This window comes from Luteimonas sp. KH_071, assembly GCF_057838005.1.
On record NZ_CM174458.1, the window covers coordinates 1,769,487 to 1,784,334 of the forward strand.

Here is a 14,848-nt window from a genome sequence, read left to right on the forward strand (position 1 = left end):
CGCTGTGGATCGAATGTGACTGCGGTGCGCGTGGCGGCTCGTCGCAGGGCGTGAAGCGCGCCAGCGGAAGCGCCGTGCGGCGTGCGGCCGGATCCGTGAGTGCGAGCGCTGGCAATCGACGCAGCGGCCATCGCACGCTCTGCCGGCCTGCCCGCGGTGCGTCATCCGTTTGCGTCGCGTCGTCCATCACGTTCGACCCATGCCTGTTCAATTGATCGTTCCAAGGAGCTTCAAGCGCTTGTCTTCCGGCACTTCGTTGTAGGACAGCACCGACAGGTTGGGGACGCTGTGCCGGACCAGGCGCGCGAGAGCGGCGCGGACCTGTCCGGGCACCAGCACCACCGCCGGCTCGTTCTTGGCTTCCTGCTGTCCGGCACATGTGGCCAGACTCTGTTGCAGTCGTTCCGCCAAGCCCGGTTCCAACGCAGCGCCGGCACCCTGCGCAGAATCCTGCAAGACGCGTTCCAGATTCGGCGCCAGCGTGTAGACCGGCAGTTCCTCGGACGGGCCGGCGATTTCCTGCACGATGAAGCGGCCCAGCGCGGTCCGCACCACCGCGGTCAGCTGGCCCGGATCCTGGGTATGTGCGGCGTGTTCGACCAGGGCTTCGGCAATGCGGCGGAGCTGGCGCACGGGAATGCGCTCGATCAACAGGTTCTGCAGCACGCGTACGACGACTGCCAGCGGCAGCGCCTTGGGTGTGAGGTCTTCAGCCAGCTTGGGCGCACTGCGGGCGAGGGTGGCCAGCAGTTGCTGCACTTCCTCATGGCCCAACAGCTCGGGGGCCTGCTCACGCACCAGGTGCGAGAGATGGGTCGCGACGACGGTCGCCGGATCGACCACGGTGTAGCCCGCGGCTTCGGCATTCGCACGTTGCGGCGGCAGGATCCACAACGCGTCGAGACCGAAGGCCGGGTCCTTGCCGGGAATGCCGTCGATCGGATGCAGCGCGCCGCCGGAATCGAGCGCCATCAGCCGGTCGGGGTGGACTTCTGCCGTGGCCACCGGCACGCCGTGGACCAGCAGTCGATACGCGGTGGGCGCGAGTTCGAGGTTGTCACGGATGTGCACCGGCGGAATCAGGAAGCCGACGTCCTGGGTGAGCTTGCGGCGCACGGCCTTGATCCGGGCCATCAGCTCGCCGCCCTGGGCCTTGTCGACCAGCGGAATCAGCCGGTAGCCGACTTCCAGGCCCAGCGGATCCACCGGCCGCAGGTCATCCCAGCCGAGGTCGGCATTGGCGACCTGTTCCGGTGACGGGAGCGCGACGAGGTCGGGATCGACGTCGCCGCGTTCGCCATCCAGCGCACGTTTGCGCATCACCCAGGCCCCGTAGCCGACCACCGCCGCCAGGCTCAGGAAGGCGAGGTTGGGCATGCCCGGCACCAGGCCGACCACCAGCAGGATGATCGCCGCGATCATCAGCGCCTTGTACTGGCCGAACACCTGGCCGCTCATCGCGCCGCCCATGTCCTGCTTGCGCGAGGCGCGGGTGACCAGCAGTGCGACCGACGACGACACCAGCAGCGCAGGAATCTGCGACACCAGGCCATCGCCGATCGACAGCAGGGTGTAGATGCCGGCGGCTTCGCCGACCGGCAGGCCGTGCTGCAACACACCGATCGCCAGGCCACCGAAGATGGTGACGAACATGATCAGGAGGCCGGCGATCGCGTCGCCACGGATGAACTTGTTGGCGCCGTCCATCGCACCGTAGAAGTCCGCTTCCTGGCGGACTTCTTCGCGTCGCGCCTTGGCCTCGTCGCGATTGAGCAGGCCTGCGTTGAGATCGGCGTCGATCGCCATCTGCTTGCCGGGCATGGCATCGAGGATGAAGCGCGCGGTGACTTCGGACACGCGCCCCGCACCCTTGGTGATCACCACGAAGTTGATGATGGTCAGGATGGCGAACGCGACGATGCCGACGGCGAAGTTGCCGCCGACGACGAATTCGCCGAAGGATTCGATGACCTTGCCCGCCGCGCCCGGGCCGTCCTGGCCGTTGAGCAGGATCACCCGGGTGGACGCCACGTTCAGCGCCAGGCGCAGCATCGTGGTGATCAGCAGCACGATCGGGAAGATGCTGAAATCCAGCGGTCGCTGGACGTAGATCACCGCCAGCAGCACCACCAGCGACATCGCGATGTTGAAGCTGAACAGCATGTCCAGAATCAGAGGCGGCAGCGGCACCACCATCATCGCCAGCAGCGCAATCACCAGCAGTGGTGCACCCAGGCCGCCGCGCAGCATGTCAAAAGCGCGGCGCGGGCCGGACGCGATCACCGCGCTCATGCGCCTGCGCCGCGGGTATCAGCGTCGACGACGCCCAGATCGGCGAGCTGCGGTTGCGGCGTGCCCGCCCGCCAGTCGCGCAGCTGATAGACGTAGGAGAGCACCTGGGCAACAGCGGCGTAGAGTTTCACGGGGATTTCCTGACCGATCTCCGCTTCCCGATACAAGACGCGTGCCAGTGGCGGCGCCTCGACCAGCGCGACCCGGTGCCGCTTGCCGACTTCGCGGATGCGCAGCGCCATTTCGTCGATGCCTTTCGCCACGACACGGGGCGCGCCCATCGCACCGCCGTCATACTTCAGTGCCACCGCGTAGTGGGTGGGATTGACGACGATCACGTCGGCGGTGGGGATGTCTTCCATCATTCGCCGCTGCGACATCTCGTGCTGCAGCTGGCGGATACGCCCCTTGACCTCCGGCCGGCCCTCGCTTTCCTTCATTTCCTCGCGCAGTTCCTGGCGCGTCATCATCAGCTTTCGGCGCCAGTTCCACTTCTGGTAGGGCGCGTCGGCCAGGGCCAGCAGCAGCAGCGCGGCGGCGGTGGCCATCAACAGCCACAGGGCGAACTTCAGCCCGCCTGCCGCGGCCTGTTCCAGCGGCTGGTGCAGCATCGCCCGCAGCCGCGGCATGGCCGGCCACAGGAACAATGCGGCGGCGCCGCCGACCAGCAGCACGCGGAGTATCGACTTCAGCAATTCGGCGAGGCCTTCCGGCCCGTAGATGCGCTTGAGCCCGGCCAGCGGGTCGAGCTTCTTGAGATCCGGCACCAGACCTTTGGTGGCGAAATTGAATCCACCCATGGCCGCGGGCGCCACGAAGCAGGCGATCAGCGTGGCGATGATCAGCGGGGCGAGAATCGACAGCAGGCCCAGCAGCAGTTCGCCGAAGTGGCCGAACAGGTCCTGCGGTGCCTCCAGAAGGGCAAGGTCGGGCGTCATGGCGCTGCGCATCCAGTCCTTGGCCCGCGCGGTTACCCCACCGCCCATCGCCAGCAGCGACGCCACCCCTGCGCCAAAGACGGCGACTGTGCCCAGTTCCTTCGATCGCGGCACGTTGCCCTTTTCACGGGCCTCCCGCAGCCGTTTCTCGCTGGGGAGTTCGGTCTTTTCCTGACCGTTTTCGTTCTCGGCCATGAGCCTGCATGCGCGGGGAGTCGACGTTCCCGTTGCAAGCGCCGTGCCCGCGGGCGCGACAGTCCGCTACAGACGCGCTGATGCCCGTCGCGCGGCTTGGTGCAGTTGCGGTCGGCTCAGGGGCCGCCCAGCGGTACCCGCCCGGCTGCCTCGAAGGCGCTGTCGAACAGGCGTTGCACCGGAGGGCCGAGTTCGCCAGCCAGCATCGCAATCAGGAACAGGCCGACCAGGACAGAAATCGGCAGGCCGAGCTGGATCGGATTGAGCGCGGGCGCCGCGCGCGCGAGCACGCCGAAGGCGAGATTGACCGCCAGCAGCGCCACCATGACCGGCAGGGCCAGGGTCACGCCGCCGCGCAGCACCAGGGCGAAGAACTCCGGCGCGATACGCAGCGTGGCCTGCACGTCGGGCAGCGCGGTGCCGATGGGCAGCGTCTCGTAGCTGTGCACCAGCAGCGCCACCACCGCCAGATGGCCATTGGCGGCGAAGAACAGCAGGCCGAAGGCCAGATAGAACCACTGGGCAACGACGCCGGACTGCACGCCGCGCATCGGGTCGCTCATGGTCGCGAACGACAGGCCCGAGCCCTGCGAGATCAGTTCACCCGCCAGGGCGCCCGCCTCGAACACCAGGCGCAGCATGAACCCCATTGCGGCGCCGACCGCCAGTTCGCGCGCGACCGACAGCACGGTCGCGGCATCGAAGCCGGTCCAGGGCGGCGGCGCCGGCAGCAGCGGCGCCAGCGCCAGGCTCAGCACCAGGGCGGCGATGACCCGAATGCGCGCGGGCAGGGCGCGGGTGCCGATCAGCGGCATCGCCATCAGCAGCGCACCGACCCGCAGGGCGGTCCACAGCAGGGTGCCGATCATGCCGAAGGCCTGCTGGCCATCGATCGCCATCTGGGTCGCGGAATCCATTAGCGTGTGTGCCTGCGCATCGGCGATATCAGCCGATCAGATGGGGGATGCTGCGAAACAGCGTGATGGTGTAGTCGACCAGGTAACCGAGCAGCAGCGCGCCCAGCGCGAACAGCGCCGCCGTCAAGGCCGCGGCCTTGGCGACGAATGCGATGGTGGGCTCGTTGATCTGCGTGGCTGCCTGCACGACGCCGACCACCACACCGACCACCAGCACCACGGCGAGCAGCGGTCCGCCGACCCACAGGGCGACCTCGAGCCCGCGCCGCAACTCGGTGAGTGCGAGTTCGGGAGACATGCGCGCGCCTTCAGTTGAAACTGGCGGCGAGGGTGCCGACCGTCAGCACCCAACCGTCGACCAGCACGAACAGCAGGATCTTGAACGGTGCGGAAACCAGCATCGGCGAGAGCATCATCATGCCCATCGACATCAGCACGCTGGCCACCACCAGGTCGATGATGATGAAGGGGATGAAGATCAGGAAACCGATCTCGAACGCGGTCTTGAGCTCGCTGGTGACGAAGGACGCCACCAGGACCTGGAACGGCACGTCGTCGGGACCTGCGTAGGTGCTGTGCCCGGCCAGGCCGGCGAAGGTCATCAGGTCGGTCTCGCGGACCTGGGCCAGCATGAAGCCGCGCAGCGGCGCGGTGCCGAGGTCCCAGGCGGTGCGGAAGTCGATCTGCCCGTTGAGATAGGGGCCGAAGCCGCTGTTCCAGGCCGCCTCCCACACCGGCGTCATCACCAGTGCGGTCAAAAACAGCGCCAGGCCGACCAGCACCTGGTTCGACGGCGTCTGCCCGGTGCCAAGCGCCTGCCGCAGCAGGGCGAACACGACGATGATCCGGGTGAACGCCGTCAGCACCAGCAGCATCGACGGGATCAGCGTGATCGCCGTCATCAGCAGCAGCGTCTGCAGCGGCAGGCTGACCGGCGCATTGCCGATCTGGCCGACGGTCACATCCGGCAGCGCGGGCAACTGCGGCGCGCCTGTCGCCGCCGCGGCCCACAGCGGCAGCAGCAGGCCGAGGACGAGGGCAACCAGCGCGATCCAGCGTGGACGGGTGCGGCGTGGCATGTCAGGTGTCCTTGCGCAGGCGCTGCGCGAGCAGTTGCTTGAAGTCGGGCAGGTTCTTGAGCGTGGGCATCTGCGCGGGCGCGGCCTCGGGGAGTGGCTGTGGCAGCACATGCAATGTGCGTACCCCGCCGGCGCCGATGCCCAGCAGCAACTGTTCGCCACCGACCTGCACCACCGCCGCGCGCTCCTTGGCGCCCAGCGGAATGCTCGCGACGATGCGCAGGCCGTCGGCCTGTCGGAAACCGCCGCCGGGCAAACGCTTGAGCAACCAGGCCAGCCCGACGATCAGTCCAAGCACCAGCACCAGTGCAAGGAACGCGCTGCCGATCCCGGGACCCTGCGGCGCGTGCGCACCGATGACGATCGGTTTGGCGGGCGGGGCGATGCTGGCAATCGTCGTGTCGACCGGACGCGCGGGCGCCGTGGTCGACGCGACCACCGGCGAGAAATCGACCTGACCGTCGGTCTCGGCGACGGTCGCAGCGTCTTCGCCTGTTGCCAGGGTTGCCGTGCCGGTGTCGGCTTCGATGCTGGACGGGGCGGTATTGGTCTCCGGCTCAAGACCGATCTCAGTGGCGATCGACGGCTTGGCGGCGTCCGTCGCGGCCGTTTCGACACGCGTCGGAGTCACCGCAGTCTCCGGATCCGCTCGCTGGGGCTGACGACATCGGTCAGACGCACACCGAAGCGGTCGTTGATGACGACGACCTCGCCATGCGCGATCAGAGTGCCGTTGACGTAGACGTCCAGTGGTTCACCGGCGCCGCGTTCGAGTTCGATGACCGAACCCCGGTTGAGCTGCAGCAGGCTGCGGATCGGCATGCGTGTGCGTCCGACTTCCAGTGACAGCGCCACCGGAACATCGAGGATCACGTCGAGGTTGAGGTCGGCGCCATCGAGCGGGCCGTCGGCATGCAGGTCGTCGAACTTGGCGGGCGCGGCCGCTTCCTGCGGGAAGGTGTGGTCCTGATTGCTCATGCGGGCAGATCCTGGGGTTCGGTTCGGCGCGCGGGCGTGGTGCCCGGCGGATGTGTCTCGGTGATCTTCACGACGTTGTAGCCACCGGCGGTGCCGAAGCGACCGGTGAACACCGGAATGCCTTCGATGCAGATCGGCACTTCGGCCGGCAGGTCGATCGGCAGGATGTCGCCGACTTTCAGGCGCGTGAGCTGACGCAGCTCGATGTTGCGTTTGGCCAGCACGCTCGAGACGGTGACCTCGGAGCTCATCAGCTGTTGTCGCATCGAGATGTTCCAGCTCTCGTCGCGGTCGACACGATCGCTCTGGATGCCGGCATCGAGCAGTTCGCGGATGGGCTCGAGCATCGAGTACGGCAGGGTGATGTGGATTTCGCCGCCACCGCCTTCCAGCTCGACGTGGAAGCGGCTGACCACGACGTACTCGCGCGGGGTGACGATATTGGCGAAGTGCGGGTTGATCTCGGAGTTGATGTACTCGCATTCCACATCCAGCACCGGCGCCCAGGCCTCGGCCATGTCGGCGAAGGTCTGCTTGAGCATCAGCTGGATCACCCGCATCTCGGTGGCCGTGAACTCGCGCCCTTCGATGCGCGTGGGATAGCGCCCATCGCCGCCGAAGAAATTGTCGACCACGGCGAACACCAGCTTGGGTTCGAAGACCACGAGCCCGGTGCCACGCAGCGGCTTGAACTTGATCAGGTTGAGGTTGGTGGGAACGTAGAGCTGGTGCAGGTAGTCACCGAATTTCACCAGGTCGATGCCGCGCACCGAAACGTCCGCCGAACGCCGGATCAGGTTGAACAGGCCAATGCGCCACAGGCGCACGAAGCGCTCGTTGACCATCTCCAGCGTCGGCATGCGACCGCGGATGATGCGGTCCTGGCTGGCGAAATCGTAGGTGCGGGCGACGCCCGGGTCGGGCGTCGGCTCGGTGTCCACGACGCCGGCGTCGACGCCGTGCAACAGCGCATCGATCTCGTCCTGTGAGAGCAGGTCGTTGCTCATCAGGTGGCGCTCACTGGGTCACGAAGCTGGTGAACAGCAGCGCTTCGGCGGCCGGCTTGCCGGTCTCCTCGGTCATCAGCGCCTGCACTTCCTTCAAGGCCTGCGCCTGCAGCGCTTCCTTGCCCGCGCGCGTGGACACGCCGTCGTAGGTCTGCTGCGCGAAGAGCATCAGCAGGCGCGCGCGCAACGCCGGCTCGTGCGCCTGCAGTTCGGCGCCCGCCAGGGGATCGCGGGTGACCAGCTGGACTTCCACCTGCAGATACCGCGGGCCAGAAGGCGTCTCGTCCAGATTGACGACGAAGGCCGGCGACATCGGCAGGTACTGGGCTGGCGCGGGCAGCGCCGCCTGCGCTGCTTCAGGCGCCGCCGCCTTGTGCTTGAGCAGGTACCAGCCGCCACCACCCGCACCGGCGAGCACGATCAGGCCGATGATGATCAGGAGCAGGCGGTTTTTCGAGGACGGCGCGGGGCGGGTGGGGCTGACGGCGGTCAAGGTGCTGTACCGGTTGGGAATCCACCGGAAGGGATGCAATCTCCATGCCGAAACCGCGCCGGTTTTCCGTCAGGCCTCACTGCAACGGGCGCCGACGCATCTCGGCCACGGCGGCCCCGTACGGCGTAGCGGTCAGAGCGGGAGGGCAGGACGGAATTCCGTCACCGCGGCGCGGGCGCGGTCTGCTGCGTGGCACCCGCTGCGACGGGCGGCAGCGCGCGCGGACGCGAACCGCGCGGGCGTGGATCGCCGACTCGTACGGTCAGCGCTCCACTCGCCATGCGCATGCGACGCACCCGATCAGGCGTAGGCGTCGAGCAGACCGAGTGTGCGCGAATGCGGCGCCGTCGCAGGTGCGCCGCTGCCCGCCTCGTCGTCGCTGGCGTTGCGGTCGCCGGCGCGCGGCGCCGGGTCTCCGGAGTGGCCTGTGCCGGTCTGGCCGCTGCCGACGTGGGTGTGGGCCAGCTGGAGGCCGTGTTCACCCAGCAGGTCGCGCAAGCGCGGCATGCCGTGTTCCAGAGCCTGGCGCGTTTCGGAATTGGCGCTGACGAAATCGGCGCGGATGCGATCGCCGTCCATGTGCAGACGCACCTCGACCGGCCCGAGTTCGTTCGGCGTGACCCGGATGCGGGCCTCGCTGATCTTGCGGTCGGCCATCCATTCGAGCTGGGCGCCGAACCGTGCTTCGAAATCTTCCGCGCCCACCTGGGGCGTGGGCAGTGGCGCTGCCAGCAGCGGCGGAGGTTCGCGCAGGGGGGCCGGCGCCGGCAGCACGAAGGCGACGGGCGCGGGCTCACCGCCTTCGATGGTCAAGGCCTGTTCCGCCGCCAGTGCGGGCATCGGCGCCGGCAGCGGCACGTCGTCCTGCACCGGCAGTGTCGCCGTGGGCAACGCAGCGACAGCGACAGCGGCGTTGGCGGTGGCAGGTGCGGCCTGGCCTGGCGGTGTCGCGCGCACCGCAAGGCCAAGCGCGTCCGGCAACAGGGCTGGCGCCGCTGTATCGATATCAGGCTCGGACATCGGCATCGCAGCGTCGTCCGCGAACCCCAGAAGACCTGCCAACCCGGCCGGCGGCCACCCCGGCACAGGCGGCTGCGCGTCGATCGCGGCAGGTGCCGCCGGTGCGGCCGATTCGATCTCGGGCGCTACGGTGTCGCGCTTCGGCGTGACCGGCTCCGGGCGGATGTCGGTCGACGTCGCCGATTCGTCCTGGGCCGGGCTCGCAGTCCGCTGTCCACCGGCGCCACTGTCCGCTGCCTGGCGCCGTTGCAGCGCCTTGGCGAACGCATTGGATTCGCCATCAGCTGCGCCGTTGGCGGGCGCGCCGCTCCTGCTCGTTGCGGGCGCTGGCGAAGGCGTCGGCGGCGCTGCGGTCAACGGCGTCATGCATCTGCTCCATCAGCGGCGGCGAGCTGGGCCAGGCGCACCCGTCGCGCGCCGAGGTCATCGAGCTCCCGTTGCGAGCGGCGTTCGTCGACCTGGCGTTCCTGCGCGCGGTAGCTCGCGGCCAGTTGCTCGAGCACCTGCTTGTCGCGACTGGCGAGCAGCAGACGGCCACGCTCGACCTCGACTGTCTGCCGACTGTTGTCGACCGCGCGCGATTGCTGTTCGACGGCCGACTGCAGGCGATCGAGGAAGGCGCGGCGGTTGGCCAGCTGTGCGGGATTGGTGGCGGCCATCTGGCTGTGCCCGTATTCGTCGGCATACCGGCGCAGTTCGTCCAGCTGGGCCTCGTGCTGGGCCAGCGTGCTCTGCCGCTCTGCCAGCACGCGCGCCGCCGCGTCTTCGGTTTCTTGGGCGCGGTTGAGCAGCGGATCGATGCGGCGGGACTGTTTCATGCGGCGGGTTCCTCTGGATGCAGCAGGCGCTCGAGCGCCTCGCGGCTGTGATGCAGATCGGCGGCATGGGCGATGTCCTGGCCCAGAAACTCGACGATCTCGGGCCAGCGCGCCAGCGCTTCGTCGACCGCCGGATCGGCGCCGCGCTGATAGGCACCGATGGCGATCAGGTCGCGGTTGGCCGAGTAGGCCGAAATCAGCCGCTTGAGCGAGCGGATCCGCTGGCGCCAGGTCTCGTCGGCGATCTCGGTGACCACGCGGCTGACCGAGGATTCGACGTCGATCGCGGGATAGAGGCCGGCGTCGGCGATCCGGCGCGACAGCAGGATGTGGCCGTCGAGGATCGCGCGCGCGGCGTCGGCGATCGGATCCTGCGGATCGTCGCCTTCGGTCAACACGGTGTAGAAGGCGGTGATCGAGCCGCGACCAGCGGCACCATTGCCGGCGCGTTCCACCAGCGCCGGCAGCTTGGCGAACACGCTCGGCGGATAGCCGCGGGTGGTCGGCGGCTCGCCGACCGACAGGCCGATCTCGCGCTGGGCCTGGGCGAAGCGGGTCAGCGAATCCATCAGCAGCAGCACGTTGAGACCCTGGTCGCGGAACCATTCGGCGATGGCCGTGGCGCGATAGGCGCCGTGCAGGCGTGCCAGTGGCGGACGGTCTGCCGGCGCGGCGACGACGACCGCGCGGCGCAGGCCCTCTTCGCCGAGCGTGCTCTCGACGAAGTCGCGCACCTCGCGGCCGCGCTCGCCGATCAGGCCGACGACGATGACGTCGGCCGCGGTGAAGCGGGTCATCATGCCGAGCAGTGTGGACTTGCCGACGCCGGAGCCGGCGAACAGGCCCACACGCTGGCCGCGGCCGATCGGCAACAGCGCATTGATCGCGCGTACGCCCACGTCCAGCGGCTGGATGATGGGTTCACGCGCCAACGGATTGATCGAGACGCCGGCCATGCCGACGCTGCCTTCCGCGCGGATGGGGCCCTTGCCGTCGAGCGGTGCGCCATCGGAATCGATCACGCGGCCCAGCAGGCCTTCACCGACCTCGACGCCGCCGCGGCGCAGCACCGGTACCACGCGCGCATTCGGCAGCAGGCCGTGGGTTTCGGCGCTGGGCATCAACGAGGTGCGGTCGCCGGCGAAGCCGACGACCTCGGCTTCGACCCAGCCCCCATCGACCTCCACCTTGCAGGTCGCGCCCATGGGCGCTTCGCAGCCCACAGCCTCCAGCGTGAGGCCCACGGCGCGGCGCAGGATGCCTTCGCGCACCAGGCCACGACCGGCCGCTGGATCCGGGCCGGTCGCATCCAGCCGGGTGGCCAGGCGCAGATTGCGCGCGGTCAGCCAGTCGGCCGGATCCGCAAAGGGCAGGGCGACCGGGCTCATGTGCGCGTCCCGGCGCGGCGCATCACGGTCTCGAGCACGCCGCGCAGGCGGGCATCAAGGCTGCCGTCGATGCGTACCGTTTCCGCATGGACGCGCAGATCGCCACGCGCCAGCGCCGGATCGGCGACCAGCCGCGTCGCTGGGTTCAGCGACAACAGCGGGGTCAGCGCGGCGATGTCGTCGGGATGCAGTCGCACCTCGACCTCGCGCGCCATGCCGCCGGCGGCATCGACGGCCTCGGCGACCAGCCCGGCCAGCAGTTCGGGGTCCGCGTGGTACGCGCCGCCCACCAGACCGCCCGCAATACGTACGGCGAGGTCGCCGAGCGCGGCGACCACTTCGTTCTCCAGCCTGACCAGCGGGCGCGAGAAGTTATCGAGGATGCCTTCGATCTGGGCGGTCAGACGACGCATTTCGCCCTGCGCCTGGGCCAGCCCTTCGGCGTGGCCCTGGGCCATGCCCTCGTTGAAGCCTTCGTGCTGGGCGTCGTCGCGGATCTGCTGGATCTCTTCGAGCGACGGCGGATGCGGCATCTCCACCGGCTCTTCTTCGCAGACGACCGGCAACGGCTCTTCCAGCGATGGCGCATACCAGCGCACGGCACTGTTCATACGAGCGCCTCGGTGGCGCCGCCACCGAGCGAGATCGTGCCCTCATCGGCCATGCGCCGGACCAGGGTGAGGATTTCCTTCTGCGCGCTTTCGACATCCGACAGACGCACCGGCCCACGGGCTTCCATGTCCTCGAGCAGGATCTCGGCGGCACGCTGCGACATGTTGCGGGTGATCTTGTCGCGCACTTTGGGGTCGGCGCCGCGCAGGGCGATACCGAGACGCTCGCCGGAGACTTCCCGCAGGACCGACTGGAGTTCGCGGTCGTCGAGTTCGATGAGATCGTCGAACACGAACATCAGGTCCTGGATACGTTGCCCCAGGACATCGTCGACCTTGCGGATCGCGGCGAGCAGTCCCTGGTCGGGGCCGGTATCCATGAAATTGAGGATGTTCGCCGCCACCTTGACGCCGCCCACCGCCGACGACTTGAGGTTCTGGTTGCCGGCGAACTGGCGCTCCATGATCTCGTTGAGCTCGTTGAGGGCATTGGGCGGAATGCCGTCGAGCGTGGCGATGCGCAGCAGCACGTCGGCGCGGGTACGCTCGGGCAGCAGCTTCAGCGCATCTGCGGCCTGATCAGCATCGAGGTGCGAGAGTACGATCGCGATGATCTGCGGATGCTCGTGACGCACGAGATCGGCGATCGCCCGCGGGTCCATCCACTTGAGCGTGTCGAGGCCGGTGGTGTTGCGACCGAGCAGGATGCGATCGATGACGCCGCCGGCCTTGTCGGCGCCCAGGGCCTGGACCAGCACCGCGCGGATGTAGTCGTCGGCGCCGACGCCGAGCGAGGTCTGGCGGTCGAGCGCGCCGGAGAAATCCTCCATCACGTGCGCAACCTGTTCCCGGCTGACCGCGCCCATGGTCGCCATCGCCAGGCCGAGCTTCTGCACTTCCTTGGCGTCCATGTGCTTGAGCACCTCGGCCGCGTCCACCTCACCGAGAGAGAGGAGCAGAACCGCTGCGCGCTGTACGCCGGTCAGGGCGTTGATGTCATGCGGCCGCTTCATCGTCCAACCATCCCTTGACCACTTGCGCCACGCGCTTGGAATCCGTCTTCACCGCCTCGCGCGCAGTGCGCAGACGGTCCTCGTAGGCGTCCGACGGCAATGCGATCGGCGCACGTGCATCGGCCAGCGCATCGATCCGCGCCGTGTCCTCGGCCAGCGCCGGCAGCGGCTCGTCGCCGTCAAGCAGGGTGACTTCGGCCGTCGCCGGCGTCTTGGGTGCAGGCAGCTTGGACGGGCCGGTGATCTGGCGCACGGCAGGGCGGACCACGCCGAACAGCAGGGCCAGGATCAAAAGCGCACCCAGCGCCAGTCGCGCGATGTCGCGCAGCATCGGCTGCTGCCACCACGGCGGACCTTCGAACCCTTCCGATGGCTCCCGTACGAACGGTGCGTTCATCACCGAGACCGTGTCCCCGCGCGCTTCGTCGAAACCGACGGCCTGGCGCACGAGTGCTTCGACGCGCTGCAGTTCCGCGGCGGTCAGCGGTTGCGTGGTGGAGGTGCCATCGGCGCCGGTGCGCGGTACATGGTCGACCAGCACGGCCGCGCTGACCCGACGGATGCGTCCGGGCGGCTGACGGGTGTGGCTGAGGGTGCGGTCGAGTTCGAAGTTGCGGGTGGAACTGCGCGAGGAATCGCCGGCGGCGTCGCCACCCGTGGCAGCAGCCACCTGGGCGTCCAGCGGTGCGGGGTTGATCGTGTTGTCCGGCAGGTTCGGGGTGGCGCCGGGGACGCCCTGGGCCACCGCATCGCGGCTGGAGGACTCGCTCAGCTGCTCGCTGCGCAGCTTCGGCGGATCGGCGTTGTACAGCTCCCGCGCTTCCTCACTGACCGAAAAATCCATGTCGACGGTGACTTCGGCGTTGACGCGGCCGGCGCCTGTCATCGGCTCGAGCAATTCTCGGATGCGCTGGTTGAACGAGGTTTCCTGGCGACGCGCCTGCTCGAACTGGAGTGCGCTGAGCGCGGCTGCCGGGTCCTGACCGTCGTTGCTGAGCATGCGCCCGTTCTGGTCGACGACCGTGACCCGGTCGGGCGACAGATCGGGGATGCTGGACGCGACCAGATGCACGATCGCGTCGACCTGGCCACGCTCGAGCGTGGCGCCACCGCGCAGCTCCAGCACGACCGATGCGCTGGCTGCTTCGCGCTGACGGGTGAAGGCCGAGGGCTTGGGAATCGCCAGATGCACGCGGGCATCGCGCACTGGCCGCAGCGCGGCGATGGTGCGCACCAGCTCGGTTTCGAGTGCGTGCTGATAGCGCGCGTTCTCGACGAACTGGCTGACGCCGAAGCCCGGATCACGCTCCATCAGCTCGAAGCCGATGCGGCCGGACTCGCCCAGGCCGGACCCGGCCAGCTTCAGGCGCGCGTCGTGGAGATTGGCCTCCGGCACGGAGATCGCGCCGGAGGCCTGGTCCATCTTGAACGGGATCTGCGCGGCACGCAGCAGGTCGGTGGCTTCCGCGGTGGCCTTCGCGTCGAGCCCGGCGTACAGCGGCACGTAGCCCGGCTTCTGCGCCCAGAAGAACACGATCAGCCCGACCGCGATGGCCGCGGCCAGCAGCATCATCTTCGCCAGCCGTCCGGCGATCTGCATTTTCTCCAGACGATCGAGCACATCGACCGCCTTGCGACTGGCCGCATCGGTGTTGAGGGCTTCTTTGGACAGCGTGATCGCCATGGTGTTCGCTTATTCCTGTCCGGGCCGCATCACAGCGGCATGTTCATGACGTCCTGGTACGCCTGTACCAGTCGATTGCGCACTTCCACGGTGGCGCGGAAGGCCACCTGCGATTGCTGCGAGGCGACCATCACCTTGGCGAGGTCCGCGCCGGGCTCGCCCAGCTCGAATGCCCGCACCAGTTGTCCCGACCGTTGCTGCGCGCCGTTCACCCCTTCCAGCGCGTTGCGCAGCGTGGCGCCGAAGGTCGGCGCCGCTGCGCCGGTCGCCCCGATCCCCTGCATCCCGCCAACGCCGCCCTGCACGGCGATCGCGTCGCTGCGCGCAACGTCGCCGGCCATCGGCCGCGACTGGGTCACCTGGCCCTGGTAGCTGCGGATCTGCGACAGGATCGAATTGACGGAGTGGCTCATGG

16 protein-coding genes are annotated in these 14,848 nt (G+C 68.6%); all 16 read right to left on the minus strand.

Annotated elements, in window-relative coordinates:
• Positions 1-207: 207 nt before the first annotated feature.
• Positions 208-2,292, minus strand: a complete 2,085-nt coding sequence (gene flhA, locus AC3IRM_RS08325; protein WP_489205720.1) for a flagellar biosynthesis protein FlhA — start codon at positions 2,290-2,292, stop codon at positions 208-210.
• Positions 2,289-3,425, minus strand: a complete 1,137-nt coding sequence (gene flhB, locus AC3IRM_RS08330; RefSeq protein ID WP_489205721.1) for a flagellar biosynthesis protein FlhB — start codon at positions 3,423-3,425, stop codon at positions 2,289-2,291. Before flhB ends, flhA begins: the two co-directional genes overlap by 4 nt.
• A 116-nt stretch (positions 3,426-3,541) precedes the next feature.
• Positions 3,542-4,342, minus strand: coding sequence for a flagellar biosynthetic protein FliR (fliR, locus tag AC3IRM_RS08335; RefSeq protein WP_489205722.1), 801 nt, complete (start codon positions 4,340-4,342; stop codon positions 3,542-3,544).
• Positions 4,343-4,370: 28 nt separating this feature from the next.
• Positions 4,371-4,640, minus strand: a complete 270-nt coding sequence (locus tag AC3IRM_RS08340; RefSeq protein ID WP_489205723.1) for a flagellar biosynthetic protein FliQ — start codon at positions 4,638-4,640, stop codon at positions 4,371-4,373.
• 10 nt (positions 4,641-4,650) lie between these two features.
• Positions 4,651-5,421 (minus strand): flagellar type III secretion system pore protein FliP, encoded by a 771-nt coding sequence (gene fliP / locus AC3IRM_RS08345; protein ID WP_310233712.1) that lies wholly within the window; start codon positions 5,419-5,421, stop codon positions 4,651-4,653.
• Between the two features lies 1 nt (position 5,422).
• Positions 5,423-5,815, minus strand: coding sequence for a flagellar biosynthetic protein FliO (gene fliO, locus AC3IRM_RS08350; protein WP_489205876.1), 393 nt, complete (start codon positions 5,813-5,815; stop codon positions 5,423-5,425).
• A gap of 233 nt (positions 5,816-6,048) precedes the next feature.
• Positions 6,049-6,399 (minus strand): flagellar motor switch protein FliN, encoded by a 351-nt coding sequence (gene fliN, locus AC3IRM_RS08355; protein WP_489205724.1) that lies wholly within the window; start codon positions 6,397-6,399, stop codon positions 6,049-6,051.
• Positions 6,396-7,406 (minus strand): flagellar motor switch protein FliM, encoded by a 1,011-nt coding sequence (gene fliM, locus AC3IRM_RS08360; protein ID WP_489205725.1) that lies wholly within the window; start codon positions 7,404-7,406, stop codon positions 6,396-6,398. Before fliM ends, fliN begins: the two co-directional genes overlap by 4 nt.
• Positions 7,407-7,416: 10 nt before the next feature.
• A complete protein-coding gene (locus tag AC3IRM_RS08365; protein WP_489205726.1) occupies positions 7,417-7,899 on the minus strand; it encodes a flagellar basal body-associated FliL family protein in 483 nt (160 codons plus the stop codon).
• A 300-nt stretch (positions 7,900-8,199) separates the two neighbouring features.
• Positions 8,200-9,285, minus strand: a complete 1,086-nt coding sequence (locus tag AC3IRM_RS08370) for a flagellar hook-length control protein FliK (protein ID WP_489205727.1) — start codon at positions 9,283-9,285, stop codon at positions 8,200-8,202.
• Positions 9,282-9,737: a flagellar export protein FliJ gene (gene fliJ, locus AC3IRM_RS08375; RefSeq protein WP_489205728.1), complete on the minus strand. Its 456-nt coding sequence runs from the start codon at positions 9,735-9,737 to the stop codon at positions 9,282-9,284. The genes AC3IRM_RS08370 and fliJ overlap by 4 nt, the downstream gene beginning before the upstream one ends.
• Positions 9,734-11,125 (minus strand): FliI/YscN family ATPase, encoded by a 1,392-nt coding sequence (locus tag AC3IRM_RS08380; RefSeq protein ID WP_489205729.1) that lies wholly within the window; start codon positions 11,123-11,125, stop codon positions 9,734-9,736. Before AC3IRM_RS08380 ends, fliJ begins: the two co-directional genes overlap by 4 nt.
• Positions 11,122-11,736, minus strand: coding sequence for a FliH/SctL family protein (locus AC3IRM_RS08385; RefSeq protein WP_489205730.1), 615 nt, complete (start codon positions 11,734-11,736; stop codon positions 11,122-11,124). Before AC3IRM_RS08385 ends, AC3IRM_RS08380 begins: the two co-directional genes overlap by 4 nt.
• Complete coding sequence (gene fliG / locus AC3IRM_RS08390; RefSeq protein ID WP_489205877.1) at positions 11,733-12,722, minus strand: flagellar motor switch protein FliG; 990 nt, start codon at positions 12,720-12,722, stop codon at positions 11,733-11,735. The genes AC3IRM_RS08385 and fliG overlap by 4 nt, the downstream gene beginning before the upstream one ends.
• 10 nt (positions 12,723-12,732) lie before the next feature.
• Complete coding sequence (gene fliF, locus AC3IRM_RS08395; RefSeq protein WP_489205731.1) at positions 12,733-14,433, minus strand: flagellar basal-body MS-ring/collar protein FliF; 1,701 nt, start codon at positions 14,431-14,433, stop codon at positions 12,733-12,735.
• 29 nt (positions 14,434-14,462) lie between these two features.
• Positions 14,463-14,846, minus strand: a complete 384-nt coding sequence (gene fliE / locus AC3IRM_RS08400) for a flagellar hook-basal body complex protein FliE (RefSeq protein WP_489205732.1) — start codon at positions 14,844-14,846, stop codon at positions 14,463-14,465.
• Between the last annotated feature and the right edge of the window lie 2 nt (positions 14,847-14,848).

Coding starts and splice junctions, on each gene's coding strand:
- AC3IRM_RS08385 (WP_489205730.1), bottom strand. CDS start 11,736: ATGAACAGTGCCGTGCGCTGGTATGCGCCATCGCTGGAAGAGCCGTTG.
- fliF (WP_489205731.1), bottom strand. CDS start 14,433: ATGGCGATCACGCTGTCCAAAGAAGCCCTCAACACCGATGCGGCCAGT.
- AC3IRM_RS08380 (WP_489205729.1), bottom strand. CDS start 11,125: ATGAGCCCGGTCGCCCTGCCCTTTGCGGATCCGGCCGACTGGCTGACC.
- flhB (WP_489205721.1), bottom strand. CDS start 3,425: ATGGCCGAGAACGAAAACGGTCAGGAAAAGACCGAACTCCCCAGCGAG.
- fliE (WP_489205732.1), bottom strand. CDS start 14,846: ATGAGCCACTCCGTCAATTCGATCCTGTCGCAGATCCGCAGCTACCAG.
- fliJ (WP_489205728.1), bottom strand. CDS start 9,737: ATGAAACAGTCCCGCCGCATCGATCCGCTGCTCAACCGCGCCCAAGAA.
- AC3IRM_RS08370 (WP_489205727.1), bottom strand. CDS start 9,285: ATGACGCCGTTGACCGCAGCGCCGCCGACGCCTTCGCCAGCGCCCGCA.
- fliR (WP_489205722.1), bottom strand. CDS start 4,342: ATGGATTCCGCGACCCAGATGGCGATCGATGGCCAGCAGGCCTTCGGC.
- fliM (WP_489205725.1), bottom strand. CDS start 7,406: ATGAGCAACGACCTGCTCTCACAGGACGAGATCGATGCGCTGTTGCAC.
- AC3IRM_RS08340 (WP_489205723.1), bottom strand. CDS start 4,640: ATGTCTCCCGAACTCGCACTCACCGAGTTGCGGCGCGGGCTCGAGGTC.
- fliP (WP_310233712.1), bottom strand. CDS start 5,421: ATGCCACGCCGCACCCGTCCACGCTGGATCGCGCTGGTTGCCCTCGTC.
- fliN (WP_489205724.1), bottom strand. CDS start 6,399: ATGAGCAATCAGGACCACACCTTCCCGCAGGAAGCGGCCGCGCCCGCC.
- flhA (WP_489205720.1), bottom strand. CDS start 2,292: ATGAGCGCGGTGATCGCGTCCGGCCCGCGCCGCGCTTTTGACATGCTG.